Source organism: Aurantiacibacter atlanticus (genome assembly GCF_001077815.2).
Classification (GTDB): Bacteria; Pseudomonadota; Alphaproteobacteria; order Sphingomonadales; family Sphingomonadaceae; genus Alteraurantiacibacter; species Alteraurantiacibacter atlanticus.
Window position 1 is genome coordinate 1765161 of sequence record NZ_CP011310.1, and the last position, 22341, is coordinate 1787501.

The following is a 22341-nucleotide window of genomic DNA, read 5'->3' on the forward strand; positions in this document are numbered from 1 at the left end:
ATGACCCGCTCCATCTCCCTCCTTGGCGCGACAGGCTCCATCGGCGATTCGACGCTAGACCTGATCCGCAGCGACCGCGAAGCATGGAGCGTTGTGTCGCTTACCGCGAACAGTTCGGCGGAGAAACTGGCGAAGCTGGCGACCGAATTCGGCGCGCAAATTGCAGTGCTGGCCGACGAGCAGTACCTGCCGCAATTGCGCCAGCTTCTGTCTGGCAGTGGCATAAAGGCAGCGGGCGGGGCACAAGCTCTTATCGAGGCCGCAGCACGACCTGCCGATATCATTGTTGCCGCTATCGTGGGTTGCGTGGGCCTTGCCCCGACAATGGCCGCGATAGAGCAGGGCAGCACCGTCGCTCTCGCCAATAAGGAAGCACTGGTTTCCGCTGGCGAGGTGATGACGGCCAAGGTCGCGCAGCATCGTGCCACGCTGCTTCCGGTCGATTCAGAGCATAACGCCATTTTCCAGTGCCTTCAGGGCAATGATGTTGCCGATGTGCGCTGGATCACGCTGACTGCCAGCGGTGGGCCGCTTCGCACGAAAACGCTGGCCGAGCTGGAGGCGACTACGCCTGCACAGGCAGTGGCGCATCCCAATTGGGATATGGGGGCCAAGATCAGCGTCGATTCCGCCACTATGATGAACAAGGGGCTGGAATTCATAGAAGCGCACCACTTGTTCCCCGTGGGGCTGGATCGGCTGCGCATCATCGTCCACCCGCAAAGCGTGATCCATTCCATGGTTGAATACAGGGACGGCTCCACGCTTGCCCAGCTTGGCCCCAGCGACATGCGCGTGCCTATTGCCTCCGCATTGGCATACCCCGTGCGGATGGATACCAATTGCAAACCACTTGATCTTGCAACTATCGGCGAACTCAGCTTTTTCGCGCCTGATGAGGTGCGTTTTCCGGCCACGAAACTGGCGCGGGAGGCGGCATATGCAGGCGGGGCAGCACCAGCTGTTCTGAATGCTGCAAACGAGGTGGCGGTTGCCGCTTTCCTTGCCGGTCAGGTCAAGTTCACGCAAATTTCGGCAATTACTGCCAGAACCCTTGAAAAATGCGCACCTCAAGCGCCACAGTCGCTCGATGCCGTTCTGGCTGTCGATGCTGAGGCGCGACAATGCGCACAAGCCATGCTGGAGCCTGCCTGAGTGGAATTCGAGAGCCTGCCTTTCTGGATGTACATCGTCGGATTTATGGCGATGCTGGGACCTTTGGTCGTCCTGCACGAACTGGGTCATTATCTTGTCGGGCGCTGGTTCGGTGTTGGCGCTGACGCATTTTCGGTTGGTTTCGGAAAGGAAATCGTGGGCTTCACCGATAAGCGCGGCACACGCTGGAAACTTTCGGCTTTGCCCTTTGGCGGCTATGTCCAGTTTCGCGGCGATATGAACCCGGCCAGCGTGCCTGATCCGGATGCACCGGCAGAACCTGATGCCTTCCAGACCAGGCCATTGTGGCAGAAATCGTTGATCGTGGCGGCTGGGCCAGTGACCAATTTCCTTGTCGCTATCGCCATTCTTGCCAGTTTCAACCTTGCCTATGGCAAGGGCGTATCGCTGCCTGTGGTCGAAGTGCTCCAGCAGGAGGGTGCCGCTGCAAGGGCCGGCATAGAATTGGGCGACCGGATACTGACGGTTGATGGCCAGCAGATTGATGATTTCAGCGATATTGCCAGCCTCGTCGCGCCATATCCTAATGAACATATCGACGTTGCAGTGGAGCGGGATGGGGCGCGTCTGTCCTATGCCTTCACGATCCCTTCGATCGAGGAGCGGGACCGGTTCGGTAATCGCTTTCAGGTGGGCCGCATCGGAATTGGATCGCAATCGCGTGAATTCGTTCCTGTGGGCCCGGGCGAGGCCGTTGCGCTCGGCTTTACCCAGACCGGGCAGGTGCTCGATCTGATGGTCACCGGCATCTGGCAAATTATCAGCGGCAGGCGCTCTATCGAAGAGCTGGGTGGACCGGTTACCATTGCCAAGTTTTCAGGTGAACAATTGAGCCTTGGATGGGAAGCCTTTGTTACCTTTGCCGCGCTCATCTCAATTAACTTGGCATTCATTAACCTCCTGCCAATCCCCGCCCTCGACGGTGGGCATCTGGCGTTTTACGCGGTCGAGGCAATCCGCCGTCGACCTGCCAGTGCCCGCAGTCAGGAACTCGCGTTCCGCACCGGCATGGCCATTGTTCTGGCGCTGATGTTGTTCGTGACGATTGTCGATATTGCCAAACTGTCCTTCTGGGACGGCTAGGCGTGGAAAGGTAGACACTTTCGGCGTTAAATGCGGGATGGTCGCTTGATTGCCTTGCCGGCATCGGGCAAGTGCGCGTTTTCTTGCGCGTTGACCGAAAATCTTGGCTGAAGGGCCAGCCTTGGACGGCTGGTCCAGATGGGCCATTTTCCCGATAGCGCTGAAGTCGATTAGAGTGGACGGATAATGGGTTCCAAACCAATGGTTTCCGCAAGGAGTAGGTCAATTTCCGCAACGCATTACGCAGCAGCTTTGCTGGGATGTTCAACCTTGGCGGGAATGCCTTTGGCAGTTGCCGCGCAGGATGATGCTGCCCCTTCTGGTAGTCAGCAAACGCCGGCTCCGGTGCCCGATGCGCCCGATGCGGCACCTGTCCAGGCCTCCCCGACCCCTGCGGCCCAGCAAGAAGGCGAGATTATCCGGACGATTTCTGTGTCCGGCGCGCAGCGGTTGGAGCCGGAAACCATCGTCAGCTACATTCAATTGCGTCCCGGCGATGAATATACGCCTGCCGCGGCCGATCTTGCATTGATAGCGCTTGCCAATACAGAGCTGTTTGCCGATTACGGTATTACCTTCAACGAAACCACCGGCGTAATGGTGATCGAGGTTGAGGAAAACCCGATCATCAACCGGATCATTCTGGAGGGTAACCGCCGGGTCGATTCGGACAAGATCCTGCCGGAAATCAACCTTGCCGCGCGCCAGATATTTACCCGCAGCCGTGTGCGCGCCGATGTTGCGCGCATCATTGAACTGTACAAACGGCAGGGGCGTTTTGCCGCGACGGTCGAACCACAGATGGTGATGCTCGACCAGAACCGCGTGGACGTCATTTTCGAGATTTCGGAAGGGCCCAAATCCAAGGTTCGCCAGATCAACATCATCGGCAATGAAGTGTTTTCGGACGGTGATCTGCGAGATGAGATGGTCACGCAGGAAGACAGCATTTTCGCCATCTTCAGTTCGAATACCAGCTATGACCCGGATCGCATGGCGTATGACCAGCAATTGCTGCGTCAGTATTATCTTACCGAGGGTTATGCCGATTTCCGCGTAGTTTCGGCCGTCGCCGAATTGACGCCCGATCGCCGCGATTTCATCATCACTTATGTAGTTGAAGAGGGTGAGCGGTACAAGTTTGGCGATGTCGAGGCTGTAAGCCAGCTGCGTGATTTTTCCAGCGAGGCACTGTCCGCCGGGCTCGTGATGAGCGCGGGTGACTGGTATGATGCCGAATTGATCGACAATACGGTAGAAGGCCTGACTGAAACCGCCGGTGCCTTTGGCTATGCCTTTGCCGAGGTGCGCCCGCGCATCAGCCGCAACCCCGAAGACCGGACAATGGACGTCACCTTCACCGTGGCCGATGCGCCGCGCGTCTATGTGGAGGCGATCGAGATCAACGGCAATACGTTGACGCAGGACAAGGTTATTCGCCGTGAATTTCGTATTGCTGAAGGCGATGCGTTCAGTTCGCTGCAAGTGCGCCGCTCCACCGCGCGCATCAACTCACTGGGCTATTTCCAGGAGAATTTCGAAGTCGAGCAGGTCGAGGGTTCAAGTCCTGACCGGATTATCCTGCAGGCTAATGTGCAGGAAGAACCTACAGGCCAACTGTCTCTGTCTGCCGGTTTCTCCAGCCTGGAAAGCTTCATCTTCAACGGTTCGATCACCCAGAACAACTTCCGCGGTCGCGGGCAGACAGTGTCGTTCGGCGTCAATTATTCGCGCTATTCGCGCTCCGGCAACATCAGCTTCACAGAACCCAAGGTGTTTGACCGCGACATTGCGATGGGAGTCGATCTCTATCGTCAGGATTACAATAACGGCTATTTCGATCGTGACAGCGCGACCTACGAACAGGCTACAACCGGCATCGGTCTGCGCGTGGGTGTACCGCTCACAGAATATATCAGCCTGCTTGGGCGCTACAGGCTCAACTATCAGGAAATCACTCTGGACGAGACGCAGTTCTTCTCCGATTTCGATGGTGACGGCATTCGCCAGTGCGAACCGCTGATCGCGGGTCGTTATCTGTGTGATGCCATTGGTGACCGACTGCAGTCCATTGTATCCGCGACGCTGACATATAACACACTCAACAGCGGCGTGCGTCCAACGCGGGGCACAAGAGCGTCGGCAACTGTAGAAGTCGCCGGCGTTGGCGGCGATACGCAATATCTGCGCGGCCGCCTGAACGCGTCACGTTATTGGAATTTGGGTAGCGGTTTCATCGGCTCGGTTTCGGTTGAAGGGGGCTACATCTGGGGCTGGGGCGATGATGACGTTCTGTTGACGGAACGCTTCTTCCTTGGCGAAGGCCAGATGCGCGGTTTCGATATTCGTGGTCTGGGTCCGCGCGTCGTGCGCCGTTTCTATATTGACGAAAACGATGATGGCGTCCTTGACGAAGCAGACCTGCTCGACATTGGCGATGACCGCAATCAGGACGATGCGCTAGGCGGCAATGCCTATTACATGGCGCGTGCGGAAATCGAAATTCCCCTCGGCTCGGGTGCGCGTGAGCTTGGCTTGCGACCTTCGGTGTTCATCGATGTTGGCTCTGTCTTTGATGTACAGAGACCTACTCTGACCCAGAGCCCGCTGCCTGACGGGCTGTTCCTCGCGCAGCTCGACGGAAATGGGAACCAGGTTTATACGCAGCTCGTCCGCGATACGGCGGGCGTGGTTATCGGATCAACCACGACTCTCAGTCCGATTGCGCCTGACGGATCAAACAATACGCGGGCCGGTACGCAGCTCACTCCCTTCGTGGAAGAATTCGTGGGCGATTCGATCAGCCCCCGGGTTTCGGTTGGCTTCGGCGTCAACTGGAACTCACCCTTCGGTCCGTTCAGGATCGATATTGCTACCACCCTGCTAAAAGAGCGCGGTGACGAAACTAAACTTTTCTCGTTTAACGTAGGAACTCAATTCTGATGAAAACTCTGCTCAAGCCGGCGTTCGCCGCCGCCCTCGCAATTACGGCTATTGCCTCCCCCGCGGTTACTGCCCCGGTGATGGCGCAAAGCAACCAGAAGGTTGCCGTGGTCAATGTCCCTGCCGTGGTCGTAAATTCTTCTGCCTATCAGACCGCGCAGACCCAGCGCCAGACGACCTATGCAGCGCAGATGCAGCAGGCCGAGACGCGCCGTACTGCGTTGCAGGGCCAGCTTCAGCCGCTGATCACCGCGTTTAACGCCGCTCGCCAGCAGCCCAATGCCGATCAGGCAGCGTTGCAGCAGCAGGCCTCGCAGATCCAGCAGATGCAGCAGGCCGGTCAGGCCGAACTGCAGCAGATCCTTGCACCGGTAGCGTTGAGCCAGGCCTATGTCGAAGAGCAGATCCAGGATCAGCTCAACACCGCGGTGGAAAACGCCGCACGTGCGCAGGGTGTCAGCCTCGTCATCAGCCCCGATGTGGTGCTGTTTGCCGAAGCCACCCACAATTTGAACGAAGCCGTTCTCCAGCAGCTCAACACGCTCATCCCGTCTGCCCAATTGGTACCGCCGCAGGGCTGGTTGCCGCGTGAGATGCGTGAGCAACAGGAAGCTGCCGCTGCTGCAACAACTGCCCCCGCGCCCGCCGCTTCGGGTTCGGGCCGCTAAGACAAGAATGACGGGGCAGGGCCATGAGCGATAATTACGACATCACGCAAATCCTCAAGGCCCTGCCGCATCGTTACCCCATGATGCTGGTCGACCGCGTGGCCGAACTGGTAAAGGGGGAGCGGATCAGCGCGGTCAAGGCTGTCAGCTTCAATGAAGGCTTCTTTCAGGGGCATTTCCCCGGAAGGCCGATCATGCCCGGCGTCCTCCAGATCGAAGCCTTGGCACAGGCTGCGGGCATTCTGGGTATCGAGACGCTCGATCTGGCTGACAGCGGCAAGCTGGTGTATTTCATGGCGATAGAGAATGCGAAGTTCCGCGCACCGGTTGAACCGGGCTGCCTCCTCGCACTTGATGTCGTGTTTACCCAGCAGCGCAGCAAGATCTGCAAATTCGATGGCAAGGCCAGTGTTGATGGCAAGGTGACATGCGATGTTTCCTTCACCGCCATGATTGCCGATCCACCTTCCTGATTCTCCCGCGTGCACCATGTGGGTGTGCTGGTAGACAGGCCGCCGCAATGCGTTGGGTATTGCTTTTGACAGGTGCGACCGCTAAGGGCGCGCCTTTCCGTTATTCTCTATCCTTCAGGCCGGTCGGAACCGGCTAAATGCACAAGGACAATATGCCATGAAGGCCGATACGCATCCCGAATACCACATCATCAACATCAAGATGACCGATGGTACCGAATTTCAGACCAAATCGACCTGGGGTAAAGAGGGCGACACGATGAACCTCGAAATCGACCCCACCAGCCACCCGGCATGGACCGGCGGCCCGCAGCGCCTTCAGGATGGCGGCCGTGTGGCCCAGTTCAACAAGCGTTTCGGCGGCATCAAGTTGGGCGGCAAGAAGTAAGCGCCAGCGCGCCGGCTTTTACGAAATCAGGAAAAGGGCGGTCCGGTCGGGTCGCCCTTTTGTACTTCTGCCTTAATCCTCGGTCAGGCAGACGAACAGCATGGTGATGGCCGAAGCCATCGCATACATAAACGCGCCATGCATTGATCCTGCCCCTGCCTGCGTTTGCCACATCTGGAAGAATGCCGCGCCAAAGGTCATGAAGAGACCGAACCAGGTGAGGAGTGCCAATCCGGCCGCAATCACGCCGGCGCGCTTGGCTGCGTGGAAGGCAGGCTGATCGCCTTTGCGCGCGCGCACCATGTCCCATGCGCCCTTCAGCCCAAAGAATGCGACACTCAATTCACCAGCCGATGCCAATGCCAGCGCCGCCCAGGCCAGAGCCGGATTGGCGGTCTTGAAAAAATGGGTGTGCGGATAGAGTGCATGATCGGCGCCAGACATGACATAAACCAATGAGCCATGTGCTTCGCTGAGATTTGCCACATTCTGCATCGCGTAGAAAAGCGCGTGCAACCCGATAGACGCAACCAGCGCGATTTTGATGAAACGGATCATCATTTCCCCCCTTGGCCATTATTGGGTCAATTGCGTAATCTGATAATCAGCACCGCGCAAATTTGGGTCTTCAGCCGCTAAACTTCTGATATCGCATGACACCGACATAGCGGGCTTCGCCCGTATCCGCAGGATGCGATTCTCCATCGAAAACCGGCACTTCGGCAAAATCGTAAATGCTGGTGCCATCGATGCAGGCGATGTTGACGCCGTAATGATCGGGTTCGGAGCGCAGTTGGTGAAAGGGATGAATACCGCATATCGAGCAGAATCGGTGTTTCGCCTCACCAGAGCCGAATGTGTATGGCGTGAGCGCGTCTTTGCCTTGCGTGATGTTCAGCATGGACATTGGCACATCCATCATCACCACGCCCTTCATCGCGCAGATTGTGCAGTTACATCGTCGAATCAGCGGGTTTTCCGGCATGTCGATAGTGAAGCGCACCGTTCCGCAATGGCAACCGCCGTGTGTCAGATCACTCATGCATTCACCCCCAGGGTTTTTCACGATACCATTTAGTGATGACATATTTCACGCCTGCGCGGACTTTCATGCCGTGATGCAATGTGGCCGGATTCAACGTGCCGTCCGCGCGGTGATTGTTCCAGCACACCAATTTGCCATCCGCTGGCTGGAAGGTTTTTTTCACGACCTTGAAGCGCGTTGCGCCTCCTGCTTCAGCCTGATTGAGGTAAATCATGAAGGTCCATGTGCGATTCCCTGATACCGAACAAAATTTTTCGAAGTCGGCCCCATTGGGTTCGAAATAGTCGGTATGCGGTTTGAATTCCTGACCGGGCGCATAACGCTGGCCCTGTACTGGCTCTCCATGCGCAGGGTCGATACCGTTGAGGGCGAACAATCGCCTTTCCAGTTCCTGCACTGCGGGTTCGTGTTCTTCCAGATCGCAGGTTTCGCTGGTGCGAAAGTAATTGTCGCCATTGGCATCGGCGAGGGTAGACGGGCGGCGATCCTTGTCGATCAGGGCGATGAGCTCGCCACACAATTCAGGCGGCAGAAAGCGCGGGCAATCGAGCAGGATGATCCGGGGCGAAGGCACCTGGCGCACGCCCTGGTGTTCAAGCAGCATGGCGGCGCTGGTTTCGCCCGGAACTCCTGACTGAATCGATGACGGATTCGGCATGCGCAAAGAATAGGGCGCCCGCGGGTTGACGAAAAGGGTGCGCGTAACATTATTTCGTCTGTCGGGCTGTGCCGCACTTTTTGCTTTGCATAGCCGCCTGCTTGTGCAATTGGCTCGCGCCCGCGCCCCAAGCCGCTTGACCGGTGGGCGCGAGGCCCTAAAGCCGCGCATCTCGGTGTGCGTGCAGAATGGTGTGGCGATCGTAGCTCAGTTGGTTAGAGCGCCGGTTTGTGGTACCGGAGGTCGGGGGTTCGAGACCCCTCGATCGCCCCATTCTTCCAGCACCCATGTCGTGTCAGAAATTACGCGCAAGGGATAATCGAATGTCGGCAATCTGGACCGAAGCTGATTGGGATGACCACGAACTTGTCGAGGTCGTGCATGATCGTGCATCGGGGCTCACAGCGATTATCGCGCTCCATTCCACTCATCTCGGCCCGGCTGCGGGCGGCACGCGGTTTTGGCATTATGCCGATCCTGCGGGTGCCATGCGTGATGCATTGCGCTTGTCGCGCGGGATGAGCTTCAAGAATGCCATGGCGGGATTGCCCATCGGTGGCGGCAAGGCAGTGGTGCTGCTTGACAAGAATGGCAAGAAAACCCGCGCAATGCTCTCCGCTTTCGGCGATGCTGTAGAGGCCTTGAACGGGCGCTATGTCACTGCAGAAGACGTCGGTGCGAGCGAAGCGGACATGGTCGCCATTGCAGAGCGCACGGCGCATGTCTGCGGTTTGCCCGCTGCCGAGGGTGATGCGGGCGGCAATCCCGGGCCTTTCACGGCTATGGGCATTTATCTTGGTATCAAAGCTGCTGTTGCACACAAGCTCGGCAAGGACGCGATGCAAGGCGTGCGCGTTGCGGTGCAGGGCTGCGGCTCTGTTGGCGGTGGTGTCGCGCGTCTTTTGGCGAAGGACGGGGCTGACCTCGTGCTTGCTGATATTGATGCGGGACGGGCGCAGGCCTTGGCTAGCGAAACGGGCGGAAAGGCTGTCGCGGTAGAGCAGATCTTGAATACTGCTTGCGACGTATTCAGCCCCAATGCTCTGGGCGCGATACTGAATGACGAGGGCATTGCGCGCCTCGATTGCGCTATTGTAGCAGGCGGAGCCAATAACCAGCTTGCGCGCCGTGAGCATGGCAGGCTGCTGGACGATCGCGGCATCCTCTATGCCCCGGATTATGTCATCAATGCTGGCGGCATCATCAATGTCAGCATGGAATATATCTCACGCCAGCGCGGCGAGGCCTCCGACATAAACGAAGTACGCAAGCGCATCGCGCAGATACCGGGACGCCTCCAGCAAATCTGGGAAACCAGCGACGCTGAATCCCGTCCGCCGCATGAAGTGGCAGATGCGATGGCGATGGAGCTTATTGGACGAGGCTAGGCTTCATGCCGAAAAATCGGCGTGTTTCCTTGCCGCGCGGGTTTCCACCTGCCAATGGTGCAGTGCGTATAATGACCCTGCCTGAAGATGCATAAATTCGCCAATCCCGCCCGGTTTCTTATAATCGCGAAGTGGCTGACCCCGCTGCTGCTGCTTAGCGGGCTGCTGCTTTGCGCCATGTCGTTATCGTGGGGTTTCTGGCAGGTTCCGGCTGATCGGTTGATGGGCGATACCGTCCGCATCCTGTTCATCCATGTGCCTACCGCTTGGCTGGGCATGGGGGGGTGGACCGCCATTGCCATTGCCAGCCTTGTCGAACTGGTCTGGCGCCACCCGCTTGCAGCGATTGCCGCGCGCGCTACGGCCGTGCCCGGGGCGGTCTTCACTTTCATCTGTCTTGCCACCGGTTCGATCTGGGGCCGCCCGACATGGGGCACCTGGTGGGTGTGGGATGGCAGGCTTACCTCCATGCTGGTCCTTCTGTTTTTATATTTCGGCTATATCGCGCTCTCAGCTTCACTTGCACGAGAGGGCCAGTCGAGCCGTATTGCCGCGATTTTCGGTCTGGTAGGCGCAATAAATGTGCCGATCATCAACCGTTCGGTCGTGTGGTGGAATTCGCTCCACCAACCGCCCAGCATCACGCTTGGCCAAAGCTCTATCGACAGTGTGTTCCTTGTCCCGCTTATGATCGCGGTGGCGGGCTTCTCGCTGCTGTTTGGCGGGGTGGTATTGGCCCGGATGCGGGCAATCCTTGCCGATATACAGACCGAAGCCCGGCTGCGGCGCAGGGTGCAGCAGGCAGAAATGCGTTCGGATGAGGCATCGGCATGAGAGAAGCACTTGATCAGATGTTGTTTGTCTATGCCGCTTATGGTGTGACCATCATCGGCACGCTTGGGCTGGTGGCACAAAGCTGGCTCTCTATGCGCCGCGCCGAGGCCCGCCGAGACAGGGCCAAGGGGAAGTGAACACCGCTTTCAAACCCAAGCACCAGCGCCTTGTGCTCGTGCTGCTGGCGCTGGCCGCGCTTATCGCGGCGGCGTTGCTGGCGATCTACGCCCTGCGCGATCAGGCGAGCTATTTCTACGTGCCCGCCGATATTGCCGCCAACCCGCCTGAAGCGGGGCAGGCCATCAGGTTGGGCGGCATGGTCGAAAACGGCTCCATGATCATGGCGGCGGACGGCGTGACCGTTGCATTTGTCGTACAGGATGGGACAGCGCGCGTGCCTGTCACCTTTACAGGCATCCTGCCCGATCTTTTCGTCGAAGGGTCGGGTGTCGTTGCCGATGGCCGCATGAATGCCGATGGCGTATTTGTGGCAGACAATCTTCTTGCCAAGCATGACGAGAATTACATGCCGCGGGAGCTGGAAGGCATGACTGCCGATGAAATCCGCGAGGAAGTGCAGGAAACGGTCGAATGATTGCGGAATTCGGTCTTGCGGCACTGTGGCTGGCCGCTGCGCTAGCCGCGCTGCAACTGATCGCCGGCTTTGTCGGCGCGCGATCGGGCGACATAGAAGGAGCGGGCGCATTCGCTGCGCTGGCGCGTTCTGCAGCAGGTTTGCAGGCGCTTCTGTGCGTGGCAGCCTTTTTTGCGCTGCTTTATGTTTTTGCGATCACCGACCTTTCGGTAAAACTGGTCGCCACCAATTCACACTCGCTAAAACCGATGATCTTCAAGATTTCGGGCGCCTGGGGCAATCATGAAGGCTCCATGCTGTTGTGGGTAACGGTGATGGCGGCTGCAGGCGGAGCAATCGCGCTGATCGAACGCCGCCTGCCAGAGCGGACCATGATGGCGGTTCTGGCGTCGCAGGCATTTGTCGGACTGGGCTTCTATGCCTTCCTTTTGCTGTCTTCCAATCCGTTTGAGCGTTTGGCGCAGCCCCCTTTGGAAGGAAATGGCCTCAACCCGCTGCTTCAGGATGTCGGTCTCGCCTTTCACCCGCCTACGCTTTACATCGGTTACGTCGGCCTTTCGGTCGCCTTCAGCTTTGCGGTCGGGGCATTGCTCACGCGGGCAGTGACCCCGCAATTTGCAACAGTGATGCGGCCATGGGTGCTGGCATCGTGGATTTTTCTCACAGTCGGCATCACGGCAGGCTCTTACTGGGCATATTACGAACTTGGCTGGGGCGGCTGGTGGTTTTGGGACCCGGTGGAAAATGCCAGCCTGATGCCCTGGCTTGCTGCGACGGCACTGCTCCATTCGGTGAGTGTGCTGGCCGCGCGCGATGCCCTGCGCACATGGACGATCATGCTGGGGGTAATCGCCTTTTCGATGAGCATGCTTGGCACATTCCTCGTGCGGTCGGGCATTCTCACCAGTGTTCATTCATTTGCGGTGGATCCGGAGCGCGGTAATTTCATCCTCTTCCTGCTAGCCCTTTATATCGGCGGTGCTCTGGTGATTTTTGCCATGCGTGCCAGCACCATTGCTGAAGGCAAACGTTTCAGCGCTCTCAGCCGTGAAGGCGCATTAGTAGTCAACAATGTGGCGCTATCGGCTATCCTTGGGATTGTGCTGCTCGGCACGCTCTATCCCTTGTTTACCGAAGCGTTTGGCGTGCGGGTTTCGGTGGGGCCGCCTTACTTCAATCCGGTCGGCGCGATATTCTTCATCCCCATGCTGCTGGTGCTGATGGTTGGCCCCCTGCTGCGCTGGCGCAGGGACCAGATTTCGCGGGTCATAAAACCACTGGCGCTGGTTGCCGCGATCATTCTCACAATCTTAATTCGCGTTGCGATCCTGAACGACATTGCCATTCTCCCTCTGCTCGGTCTGGCCTTTGCCGGAGGTCTGGCCATTGCCAGCTTCGCGCCGCTTTTCAGGGGTGCACTGCGCCGCACGCCCTTGGCATTATGGGGCATGTGCACTGCGCATTTCGGTGTAGCGGTGGTGCTGTTCGGCATGGCAGCCGATAGCGCGTTTCAGCAGGAGCGGCTTGTTGCTGCCAATGTGGGTGACACTGTTGCGGTGGGACCGTGGAGCGGTCAGCTAGAAAGCGTCAACCCCGTTGCCGGTCCGAATTGGACGGCGATGCAGGCCAATATGCATCTTTCATACAATGGCCGGCCCGCACAACCTGCCCAACCGCAATCCCGCCATTTCTGGTCTCCGCAAATGGAGACGAGCGAAGTTGCCTTGCTCACCCGATGGAATGGACAATTATACGTTGCGGTGGGCAATCAGGCACCCGACGGACGATGGCAGTTGCGGCTGTGGTGGAAGCCCTTTGTGACCATGATCTGGTATGGCGGCTTGCTCATCGCATTGGGTGGAGCATTGGCACTGGTGGGCCGCGTGATCGGCGATCTGCGCCGCAGCAATCCGCGTGAGGATGAAGATGTGCCCGACGACGAGGCCTATACGGCATGAAACGGTTACGCATCGCGCTGTGGGTTATTGTCGTGCTGGCAGCCGGACTGTTCGGCCTGTTCTATCATCAGCTTTCTCAACCCAAGAATGATTTCGTGCAGAGTGCGATGGTTGGCCAGCCATTGCCAGCCTTCGATTTGCCCGCTGCGTCTACTGAAAGGCCGGGGCTTTCGGATAAGGACATGGGCGATGGTAAGGCGCGGCTGCTGAATATCTTTGGCAGCTGGTGCATTCCCTGCGCGGCGGAGGCACCGCAACTTGACTTGCTGGAGCGCAGCGGCGCACAAATCGCTGCGGTGGCTATCCGCGACCGGCCTGAAGATGTGGATCGCTTTCTGGCGCAATATGGTAATCCATTCACCCGAATTGGCGGCGACAAGATTTCGGAAGTCCAGATGGCCATTGGCTCTGCAGGCGTGCCGGAAACCTTTGTCATCGCAGGCGACGGCACGATTACCTATCAGCACATAGGCGATATTCGGGCTGATGATGTGCCTGTCTTGCTGGAAGAACTGCGGAAGGCAGAGAAATGAGGCCATATGTTGCCATCATTGCGCTGGTTACCGCTGCATTTTGTATTCCGCTTGCAGCGCAGGATTCCATGCCGCCCGCGCCTTATGCCTATCAGCAGCTGGACGATCCGGCGAAAGAGCAGGCCGCGCGCGAATTGATGGAGACGCTGCGCTGTCTCAAATGCCAGAGCCAGTCCATCGCAGACAGCGATGCCCCCATGGCGGGCGATATGCGCCATCAGGTCCGCACGCGTATCGCGGCTGGTGAAAGTCCTGAGGATGTGCGTGCATGGCTCGTGGCGCGCTATGGGGATTATGTCAGCTATGATCCGCAGGTGAGCGCCACGACATGGCCGCTGTTTGCACTGCCATTGCTATTCATGGTGCTGGCGGCGTTGATGGTCTGGCGGCGTGTGCAATTGAAGGGAGATGCGGATTGACCTGGCTTGCTGCAATCGTCCTGGCGATCATCGCATTTGCAATCGCGGCCTTCGCCTTTCGCCTGCCGCGCGCCCTCTGGACTAGCCTTGCAGCTGCTCTCCTTTTCGGGTTGGCGGGTTATGCTTTCCAAGCTTCACCGCAGGTGCCTTCGGCTCCCAAGTCTGCTTCTCTGGCCAGAGACAGGGCGGATTTCGATATTCCATCTTTGCGCAGGGAATTTGTGGCAGAGCATGAACGCAGCCGTTCCAGCCTGCTGTTTCAGGCTGACGCGATGATGCGCAGGGGCAGATTTGTGGAAGCTTCGCAATTCCTTGCTGGTATTACACATGAAAATCCCGCTGATTTCGAGGCATGGCTGGCGCTGGGGAACGCACTGGCCGAACATGCAGACGGCGCTTTGACGGAACCTGCGCTATATGCCTATCGTCAGGCCGCAATGCTTTCTCCGGGCCACCCAGGCCCCGGCTATTTCATCGGGGTATCGTATATCCGTCAGGGTCAGTATGTACGGACGCGCGACATTTGGGCGCAAACCCTGGAAGCAGCGCCACTTGATACTGCGGGCAGGGGAGCACTGGCTGAACGGCTTGCGCGTCTTGATGCCATGCTGGACGCTGCATCGCAGGTACAACAGGGCAATGCGGCAGGGCCAACAGACCATTCCGGCAGTTCTGATCCGGCGCGGGACGGGGAATAACGGTTGTGCATTGCACAATCTTGCTTGCCTGCTCACACGCTGCTATCGCGCGCGCTTCGCCGTTGGCGGTTAAGCGAGATGGGCCGTAAATCCATATGAGCGCAGCTAATCAGGAACGTGACTCTGCCAAGCTAAAGCTTGCAGCGGGTGCTATCGGTATCGTCTTTGGCGATATCGGCACCAGTCCGCTATATGCGTTCCGCGAAACATTTGTCGGGCCCAACCCTCTGCCGATCGACGATCTGCATATTTTTGGTGTTGTCAGCCTGATTTTCTGGTCGATGACGTTGGTGGTCGCAATCCAGTATGTGACCATACTGATGCGTGCCGACAATCACGGGCAGGGCGGCAGTCTTGCGCTGGTGGCGCTGCTTTCCCGCAGTATCGGCAATACCAATTATGGTTGGCTGGTGGTCTTGCTGGGCGTGTTTGCCACTGCCCTATTCTATGGCGATTCCATGATTACGCCTGCTATTTCAGTGCTTTCGGCGGTGGAAGGCATAACGGTGGTGGACCACAGGCTGGATCATCTCGTCATTCCGATTGCACTGGTTCTGCTGGTGGCGCTGTTTGTCCTCCAAAAGCGCGGGACGGAAAAGGTCGGGGCCCTGTTTGCCCCGGTCATGATCATCTATTTCACCACCATCGCGGTTCTTGGCATCGTACAGATCATCGGCACTCCGGAAATCCTGAAGGCTCTTAACCCGTGGTATGCCGTCCAGTTCTTCATCAATGACAAATGGTTTGCGTTTCTCGCACTCGGTTCCGTCGTTCTCGCGGTGACCGGGTCGGAGGCGTTATACTCGGACATGGGGCATTTTGGACGCGGACCGATGAAACTTTCGTGGTTCGGTTTCGTCATGCCGTGCCTGCTGCTCAACTACTTCGGGCAAGGCGCGATGGTTGTCGGACTGCCTGATGCGGCTGCAAATGAAGCCATCAACAATCCGTTCTTCTACCTCGCACCCGAAGCCTATCGCCTGCCGTTGGTAATCCTCGCGACTTTCGCCACTTTCATCGCCAGCCAGGCGGTGATTTCAGGCGCTTTCTCCATCACCCATCAGGCGATCCAGCTTGGTTTTGTGCCAAGGCTTTCCATCCGCCATACGAGTGACGAGCATTCTGGCCAGATCTATATTCCCAGCATCAACTGGGCGCTCATGATTGCGGTCATCATCCTCGTGCTGACCTTCCAGAACTCGTCCAACCTCGCCAGCGCTTATGGCATCGCCGTTACAGGAGCGGTGACGATCGATACCCTGCTGATGGGTGTTTTGTTTATCGGCGTCTGGAAATGGCCGAAATGGGTCGCAATCCCCATCGTCCTGGTATTCCTGATAGTGGACGGTGCCTACTTTGCCGCAAACTTGCTGAAGGTGCCATCGGGCGGGTGGTTCCCGCTGGTGGTGGGCGCCATCGCCTTCACTATTCTCACGACCTGGGCCAAGGGCCGCAAGCTGATGCGCAGCCGCATGACAGAAATGGGCCTGCCTCTCGATATTTTCGCCAAATCCGCACGATCCAGCACAGCGCGCGTGCCCGGCACGGCGATCTTCATGAATTCCGGGTCCAGCGGCACACCCTCGGCGCTGTTGCATAATATCAAGCACAACAAGGTCTTGCATGAACGCGTTGTGGTGCTGACTGTGCAGATCGCCGACGTTCCCTATGTGGCGGAAAGCGCGCGATGCGAGATCATGGATCTGGGTGACGGGTTTTACCGAGTGATCCTGCACTATGGTTTCATGCAGGAGACAAATGTACCCCTTGCATTGTCCAGCCGTGAAATGTGCGGTGGGCCATTTGACATGATGAAGACCAGCTTTTTCCTTAGCCGACAGACCTTGCTGACGGCAGACAATCCGGGAATGGCGGTTTGGCGCGAAAAGCTGTTCTCCTGGATGATGCGCAACGCGGCAACGCCAATGGAATTCTTCCGTCTGCCGACGAACCGTGTGGTTGAGCTGGGCAGCCAGGTCGAAATCTGACCGCTTTGCCGTTTAACGCGGTTTAGATTTCCCCAACCAGCAAAAACTCTCTTCGCCTCGGAAATCTGGGAGGCCCATTCATGAGGCGGTCGCTAATCAATGGTGCGACGGCAGGCGCTTTCATTGACAGCATTGCTTGGCGTTGCCTTCGGTCGAGACCGCGTCCCTATTCGTGCGGGGGGTTCTGGATGACCTTTTCTTCTTCACCAATGTCGAGGCCGTGGCGCATCAGCATGGGCACTTGGGTAAAGGTGAAGAGGAAGGTGAGCGGCAGGAAAAGCCATAGTTTTGCGCCCAACCAGAATTCAAAACTGACCGACAGGACCAGGGCAGTGTTGAGAATGCCGAGAAATATGAAAAACACACCCCAATTGCGAGACAGTTTGAGCCAGCCAACATCGGTCAAACCGTCAAATGCAGCCTCCAGCAATACCTTTAGCAAGGATTTGCCCCTGGTGTAGCCGATCAGCAAAATGGCGGCGAAGAGTGCATAGATTATTGTCGGTTTCCACTGGATGAAAGCCTCATCCTGGAAATAGATCGTCAGCGCACCAAAACCCACGATCATCGCGGTAGAAAGCCAAAGCATGGGGCTGACCTTGCCCAGTCGCCACTTGCTGATTGCCAGCGCGATGACAGCCGCGACGACAAAGGCCGCGGTGCCGCGAATGACGGCAAAGACCTCACCGCCCATATCGCCATCGTCATCGGGCGAAAAATATTTATAGGCGAGGAAAAATACCAGCAACGGACCGTAATCCACCGCGACATTAAGCCAGCCTGATTTCGGCTTCTTTTTCGTGTCCTGCGTCATCATGCCACCCCGGCAATTACGCGGGCCACAAGATCCGGATCAAAAGGCCGCAAATCGTCCAGCGTTTCACCAACGCCGATTGCATGGATTGGCAGGCCGAATTGCTCCGCAGCGGCCACCAGAACGCCGCCGCGTGCGGTTCCGTCAAGCTTGGTCATGATTAGGCCTGTCACGCCTGCTACTTCCTTGAATATCTCGATCTGCGACAGTGCATTTTGTCCATTGGTGGCATCAAGCACCAATATGACATCATGCGGTGCCTCCGGGTTCAATCGACCAAGCACCTTCCGTATCTTGGCCAGCTCATCCATCAATTCGCGTTTGTTCTGGAGCCGACCGGCGGTATCCACAATTAACGCATCAATGCCGGTATCCGTCGCCGTTTTGACCGCATCGAAAACGATACTGGCCGGATCGCCGCCTTCGGGGCCGGTGATGATGGGCACATCAATCCGTTCTGCCCAAACTTTTAGCTGGCCGATGGCGGCAGCGCGAAATGTATCTCCGGCCGCCAGCATCACGCCATAATCATCTTCCTGCAACCAATGGCCAAGTTTGGCGATGGTTGTAGTCTTGCCGCTTCCATTGACCCCGATCACCAGGATAACTTGCGGCCGCGGAAAGGCAGTGATTTCGAGCGGGATGGCCACGGGGCGCAAGATGGCGGCAATTTCCTCTGCCACCGCCTCTTTCAAAGCGCGCTCAGTAATCGACAGACCGAACCGCTTTTCCTCCAGCTTTGCACGAATGCGTGCTGCCGCAGCCGGACCAAGATCAGATACAATCAGCGCATCCTCGACCATGTCGAGCGTATCATTGTCCAGCTTGGCCGTGCCGACCACGCCGGTAAGGTTTTCGGACAATCGTTCAGATGTCTTGCGGAAGCCGCCAAACATCTTGTCGGTCCAGCTTGTTTCGCTCACGTCAAAAGGCCTTGTGTCAAAGATGTCGGGGTGATTGTCAGAATGGTGCCGCGCGCTGTTCCCGGAGGCACTGCGACCCGCGCGAAGTTTTCTGCATAGCCGGTGCCATCGCTTTCGGCGAGGACGTGCAGAGGCTTGCCCACCAGTTCAGCCAGCCAATTGTTGCGCGCCTTTGCCACATCGGCGCGCAATTGGCCGGCCCGGGCCTTGATCAGGGATTTGTCATGCTGTGGCATGCGCGCAGCGGACGTGCCGGGACGAGGCGAATATGGGAAGATATGTCCGTGTACGATGTGCAATTCTGAAATGATGGAGCGGTTCTGTTCATGATGTTCAGCGCCCTCCGTCGGGAAGCCGGCGATAATATCGGCGCCAACGGCCAGCTCTGGCCGGCGTTCACGCAATTGCTGGATCAGTTCCACTGCACTGGCCCGGTTGTGCCGGCGCTTCATGCGTTTCAGGATAAGGTCTGCGCCGTGTTGCAGGCTGAGATGCAGATGCGGCATCATGCGCTTTTCACTGGCGAAAAGCTCAAACAGGACCGGATCAATCTCTACCCCGTCAAGCGATGACATGCGCAAGCGCTGCAATTCGGGGAAAGCGTCAAAAATGCTGGAAACAAGTTCGCCCAGCTTCGGGGCGCGGAGCAAATCATGACCCCAGCTTGTGACATCGACGCCGGTCAGCACGACTTCCGATGCACCATGATGCAAATGACGTTCAACTTCGCGCAAGACCGATGAGATAGCGAGTGAGACACTCTGGCCGCGTCCCTGCGGAATAACGCAGAAGGTGCAGGCATGATCACATCCATTTTGCACCGCTATGAAGGCGCGGGTGTGTTTTGATGGCGTCGGTTCGCCCCGTTCGGGCACGTTCCACGCACGCGCATCCAGCTTTTGCGCATTTGCCACGATGCCGTCCACTTCGGGCATGGCGGAAAGCTGATCGCGCTCTACCTCGGCAGCGCAACCTGTCACCAGCAGGCGCGCGCCGGGCTTTGCGCGCCGCGCCCTGCGGATTGCCTGCCGGGTCTGACGCACGGCTTCCATCGTGACCGCGCAGCTGTTGATGATGACGAGATCATCCTCATCCGCGACCAACATGCGGATACGCTCGCTTTCAGCAATATTCAGTCGGCAGCCGAGCGAAATAACGCGATCATGTGCAGGTGCGACTGCGGTGCCATCACTCATGCGAAATCAGCCGGGTCGAATGAACCGCGAAATGCCTCTGTTGCCGGGCCACTCATGATGATGCGCCCGTCTTCTTTCCAACGGATGGACAGTGGTCCGCCGGGAAGGTGCACGGTCACATCCCTGTCAGTCAGATTGCGGCGCATGGCGGCAACCGCAGTTGCACATGCACCGGTTCCGCAGGCTCGCGTCAATCCCGCACCCCGTTCCCACACGCGCATACGGATCGTGTCACGATCTTCAATCGTGGCGACATTCACGTTGATCTTATCGGGAAAAAGTTCGTCTTGTTCGATTAGCGGACCAAGCGTGTCGAGCCGGATGGCGTCGTTATCTTCGACAAAAAAGATCACATGCGGATTGCCGACATTGACCGCGCAGGGTTGTTCAAGTTCTTCCCAGCCAACTGGCATCGTCAGCGTATCCATCGGATAGGCAAGGGGTATTGCCTCCCATTCAAGGCGCGGCCTGCCCATGTCCACCGAAATGCCCGCTGCATCGGGCCGCGTTTCGATTGTTCCACCACTGGTTACGATCTGCGCGGGTTTGCCCAGCAGCAACCCTACAGCGCGCGCGGCATTGCCACAGGCTTCAACCTGCGTTCCGTCGCAATTGAAGATACGCATGCGGCAGGTTGCGCTTTCATGTGGTTCCAGAATGATAAATTGGTCGCAGCCAATTCCTTCGCGGCGATCAGCCAGCGCGCGAATGGTTGCCTGAGAGAATTGCGGCAGCGCGTTTTCACGCGCATCAAGCACAATGAAATCATTGCCTAGGCCGTGCATTTTTACGAAAGAAACGCGCATCCTCGCCACCTAGGGGCACGGAGGGCTGATCGCAATGGTCAGCAAGCTATCAGCCTGTCTTGCTGATCTCTCTGGCGTCCAACAATGCGGGGCCATATATTCTGCTCAACCGCTTATGGTCCTTGACCAAGAGACCAAGCTTCGAGAGGCGTTGACGGGTAGCGCGAGCATCTTCCGGGCGACCATAAAGATAACCCTGACCCTTGATATCTCCCAATCCCTGCAGCTCTTGCAACACCTTGCCGTTTTCAATGCCCTCCGCCGTTACCGGCAGAGACAGGCCCTTACCCAGGGCCACGATGGCGCGGACCAGTTCGCCGCCTACGTTTTCTGCCGCCATTTCCGTCACGAAGCTGCGATCGATTTTGAGACGGTCAAAGGGGAGGGAACGCAATTGCGAAAGGCTGGAATAGCCAGTGCCAAAATCATCGAGGCTGATGCGGATACCCTGATTTTTCAGGCTCGATACAATTGATCGCACTGCAGCAACATTTTCATGCAGGCAGCTTTCGGTAATCTCGATTTCCAGCCGGTGCGGTGGAAAACCGCTTTCGACAAGAATTTGCAGCAGTTTCTGCGCGAACCACGGGTCCCGCAACTGCAGGGGGGAGATGTTGACTGAAAGCGATAAGGATGGATCCCACTCATGCGCATCGGAGAGTGCCTGGCGGATAAGCTGTTCGGACAATTCGCCAATCAGATCAATCTTCTCGGCAACTGGGATGAATATGTCCGGGTTCACCATGCCGTATTTGCTGGATTGCCAGCGCGCCAGCATTTCGAAACCCACGAGATTGCCTGTTTCCAGATCGATCTGCTGTTCGTAGAACGGAACGAATTCCTGCGCCTTCACGGCTTCGCGAACGCCGGTTTCCAGCTCGTTGCGATAGCGCAATTCATTTTCCATCTGCAGCTCGAACCAGTAGAAGCGGTTACGGCCCCGCTTCTTGGCATAATACATCGCGATATCGGCCCAGTGGATCATCCGTTCGGCTGTAGGGATGCCATCTTCTTCTCGAATGCTGGTGGCGGACAGGCCGACCGACATGGTCACTTCAACTGTAACAGTGCCATTTTCAACCGGTGCAGAAACACTGCGGATGAGCGAATCGACTAGCGAATCCACCCGGTCGCGTGCGCGGAGTTCGAATGGTACTGCACAGGCAAATTCATCGCCGCCAACGCGAACCAGAAGGCCTTCGTGAGGCAATTGCGCACTGATGCGATCAGCGAAGGTACGCAGAACCTGATCCCCGACGAGATGTCCGTTGAGATCATTGATTTGCTTGAAATTATCGAGGTCGATCATCAGCACGGCGACATGCTCCTGCCGAGCCTTGGCTGTGTCTATCAACTGATCGATCGCAGGCGGGCCGCTGCGACGGTTGAGGCAGCCTGTCAGTGGATCGCGCTCCGCCAGTTCGCGGGCGCGCTGTTCGGCCTTGCGCCGTTCCTGCACTTCGAGACGCAAATCATTGTAACGGCGCCAACCAAACAGCAGCAGCGCGATGTTGAGAAGAACCGCATTGATGAGCAGCATATCGGGGGCTTCACCCGTGCCCGTCCATGCACGCACAATCTTGGGCATGATTGAACCGCCCGTGCCGACGAACAGGATAATGGCCGCCACGGCGATGCCCAGCGCGACAAGATCACGGTCGGCCGTTACGAGTTTGTTCGCTGCCGAATCCCGACTTTCAGTAATCGCCTGTTTCAAAGGTCATGCGCCCCATAAATATGAAGCGCTCTTATTAC

General features: G+C 57.6%; 23 protein-coding genes and 1 tRNA gene. 16 read left to right on the forward strand and 8 right to left on the reverse strand.

Annotated elements, in window-relative coordinates:
* The 6 genes from CP97_RS08600 (at position 1) to rpmE (ending at position 6731) form a co-directional block, all read left to right on the forward strand.
* Positions 1 to 1155, forward strand: coding sequence for a 1-deoxy-D-xylulose-5-phosphate reductoisomerase (locus CP97_RS08600; RefSeq protein ID WP_048885589.1), 1155 nt, complete (start codon positions 1 to 3; stop codon positions 1153 to 1155).
* Positions 1156 to 2259, forward strand: coding sequence for an RIP metalloprotease RseP (gene rseP, locus CP97_RS08605; protein ID WP_335622359.1), 1104 nt, complete (start codon positions 1156 to 1158; stop codon positions 2257 to 2259).
* Positions 2260 to 2460: 201 nt separating this feature from the next.
* Positions 2461 to 5202: an outer membrane protein assembly factor BamA gene (gene bamA / locus CP97_RS08610; protein WP_227819561.1), complete on the forward strand. Its 2742-nt coding sequence runs from the start codon at positions 2461 to 2463 to the stop codon at positions 5200 to 5202.
* Positions 5202 to 5870, forward strand: coding sequence for an OmpH family outer membrane protein (locus tag CP97_RS08615; protein WP_048885591.1), 669 nt, complete (start codon positions 5202 to 5204; stop codon positions 5868 to 5870). Before bamA ends, CP97_RS08615 begins: the two co-directional genes overlap by 1 nt.
* Positions 5871 to 5893: 23 nt before the next feature.
* Positions 5894 to 6343, forward strand: a complete 450-nt coding sequence (fabZ, locus tag CP97_RS08620; RefSeq protein WP_048885592.1) for a 3-hydroxyacyl-ACP dehydratase FabZ — start codon at positions 5894 to 5896, stop codon at positions 6341 to 6343.
* 157 nt (positions 6344 to 6500) lie between these two features.
* On the forward strand, positions 6501 to 6731 hold the full coding sequence (gene rpmE, locus CP97_RS08625) for a 50S ribosomal protein L31 (protein ID WP_048885593.1): 231 nt from the start codon (positions 6501 to 6503) through the stop codon (positions 6729 to 6731).
* A 72-nt stretch (positions 6732 to 6803) separates the two neighbouring features.
* On the opposite strand, the gene CP97_RS08630 is transcribed toward rpmE, so the two are convergent.
* From CP97_RS08630 to CP97_RS08640, 3 genes are all read right to left on the reverse strand, one after another.
* Positions 6804 to 7292: a DUF2165 family protein gene (locus CP97_RS08630; RefSeq protein ID WP_048885594.1), complete on the reverse strand. Its 489-nt coding sequence runs from the start codon at positions 7290 to 7292 to the stop codon at positions 6804 to 6806.
* Between the two features lie 67 nt (positions 7293 to 7359).
* Positions 7360 to 7773, reverse strand: a complete 414-nt coding sequence (locus CP97_RS08635; RefSeq protein ID WP_048885595.1) for a GFA family protein — start codon at positions 7771 to 7773, stop codon at positions 7360 to 7362.
* 4 nt (positions 7774 to 7777) lie between these two features.
* Positions 7778 to 8380, reverse strand: coding sequence for a prolyl hydroxylase family protein (locus CP97_RS08640; protein ID WP_227819562.1), 603 nt, complete (start codon positions 8378 to 8380; stop codon positions 7778 to 7780).
* A 250-nt stretch (positions 8381 to 8630) separates the two neighbouring features.
* Here CP97_RS08640 and CP97_RS08645 point away from each other — a divergent pair.
* The 10 genes from CP97_RS08645 to CP97_RS08685 all read left to right on the forward strand — a co-directional run bounded on the left by CP97_RS08645 (position 8631) and on the right by CP97_RS08685 (position 16847).
* Positions 8631 to 8707: transfer RNA gene (locus CP97_RS08645), tRNA-His, on the forward strand.
* A gap of 50 nt (positions 8708 to 8757) precedes the next feature.
* On the forward strand, positions 8758 to 9822 hold the full coding sequence (locus CP97_RS08650) for a Leu/Phe/Val dehydrogenase (RefSeq protein WP_048885597.1): 1065 nt from the start codon (positions 8758 to 8760) through the stop codon (positions 9820 to 9822).
* 87 nt (positions 9823 to 9909) lie between these two features.
* Positions 9910 to 10656, forward strand: a complete 747-nt coding sequence (gene ccmC / locus CP97_RS08655) for a heme ABC transporter permease CcmC (RefSeq protein WP_048885598.1) — start codon at positions 9910 to 9912, stop codon at positions 10654 to 10656.
* A complete protein-coding gene (locus CP97_RS16160; protein ID WP_149036449.1) occupies positions 10653 to 10793 on the forward strand; it encodes a heme exporter protein CcmD in 141 nt (46 codons plus the stop codon). The genes ccmC and CP97_RS16160 overlap by 4 nt, the downstream gene beginning before the upstream one ends.
* Positions 10790 to 11251 (forward strand): cytochrome c maturation protein CcmE, encoded by a 462-nt coding sequence (ccmE, locus tag CP97_RS08660; protein ID WP_048885599.1) that lies wholly within the window; start codon positions 10790 to 10792, stop codon positions 11249 to 11251. The genes CP97_RS16160 and ccmE overlap by 4 nt, the downstream gene beginning before the upstream one ends.
* A complete protein-coding gene (locus CP97_RS08665) occupies positions 11248 to 13209 on the forward strand; it encodes a heme lyase CcmF/NrfE family subunit (RefSeq protein ID WP_048885600.1) in 1962 nt (653 codons plus the stop codon). Before ccmE ends, CP97_RS08665 begins: the two co-directional genes overlap by 4 nt.
* On the forward strand, positions 13206 to 13742 hold the full coding sequence (locus tag CP97_RS08670) for a redoxin family protein (RefSeq protein WP_048885601.1): 537 nt from the start codon (positions 13206 to 13208) through the stop codon (positions 13740 to 13742). The genes CP97_RS08665 and CP97_RS08670 overlap by 4 nt, the downstream gene beginning before the upstream one ends.
* Positions 13739 to 14161: a cytochrome c-type biogenesis protein gene (locus CP97_RS08675; RefSeq protein ID WP_048885602.1), complete on the forward strand. Its 423-nt coding sequence runs from the start codon at positions 13739 to 13741 to the stop codon at positions 14159 to 14161. The genes CP97_RS08670 and CP97_RS08675 overlap by 4 nt, the downstream gene beginning before the upstream one ends.
* Positions 14158 to 14859 (forward strand): tetratricopeptide repeat protein, encoded by a 702-nt coding sequence (locus CP97_RS08680; protein WP_048885603.1) that lies wholly within the window; start codon positions 14158 to 14160, stop codon positions 14857 to 14859. The genes CP97_RS08675 and CP97_RS08680 overlap by 4 nt, the downstream gene beginning before the upstream one ends.
* Positions 14860 to 14954: 95 nt before the next feature.
* The gene (locus CP97_RS08685; protein WP_048885604.1) at positions 14955 to 16847 is read left to right on the forward strand and encodes a potassium transporter Kup; all 1893 of its coding nucleotides are present in this window, start codon (positions 14955 to 14957) and stop codon (positions 16845 to 16847) included.
* 166 nt (positions 16848 to 17013) lie between these two features.
* Here CP97_RS08685 and CP97_RS08690 read toward each other — a convergent pair whose 3' ends face one another.
* Genes CP97_RS08690 through CP97_RS08710 form a run of 5 tightly spaced genes read right to left on the reverse strand, consistent with a single transcriptional unit; the run spans position 17014 to position 22303 of the window.
* On the reverse strand, positions 17014 to 17664 hold the full coding sequence (locus CP97_RS08690; RefSeq protein ID WP_335622360.1) for an inner membrane-spanning protein YciB: 651 nt from the start codon (positions 17662 to 17664) through the stop codon (positions 17014 to 17016).
* Positions 17661 to 18557 (reverse strand): signal recognition particle-docking protein FtsY, encoded by an 897-nt coding sequence (gene ftsY, locus CP97_RS08695; RefSeq protein ID WP_082863896.1) that lies wholly within the window; start codon positions 18555 to 18557, stop codon positions 17661 to 17663. Before ftsY ends, CP97_RS08690 begins: the two co-directional genes overlap by 4 nt.
* Before the next feature lie 23 nt (positions 18558 to 18580).
* Positions 18581 to 19780 carry a MiaB/RimO family radical SAM methylthiotransferase gene (locus CP97_RS08700; protein WP_048885607.1) on the reverse strand — a complete coding sequence of 400 codons (1200 nt, stop codon included), beginning with the start codon at positions 19778 to 19780 and terminating at the stop codon, positions 18581 to 18583.
* Entirely contained in the window at positions 19777 to 20586 is an 810-nt protein-coding gene (dapF, locus tag CP97_RS08705; RefSeq protein WP_048885608.1) for a diaminopimelate epimerase, read from the reverse strand. The genes CP97_RS08700 and dapF overlap by 4 nt, the downstream gene beginning before the upstream one ends.
* Before the next feature lie 49 nt (positions 20587 to 20635).
* A complete protein-coding gene (locus CP97_RS08710) occupies positions 20636 to 22303 on the reverse strand; it encodes a putative bifunctional diguanylate cyclase/phosphodiesterase (RefSeq protein ID WP_063612402.1) in 1668 nt (555 codons plus the stop codon).
* Between the last annotated feature and the right edge of the window lie 38 nt (positions 22304 to 22341).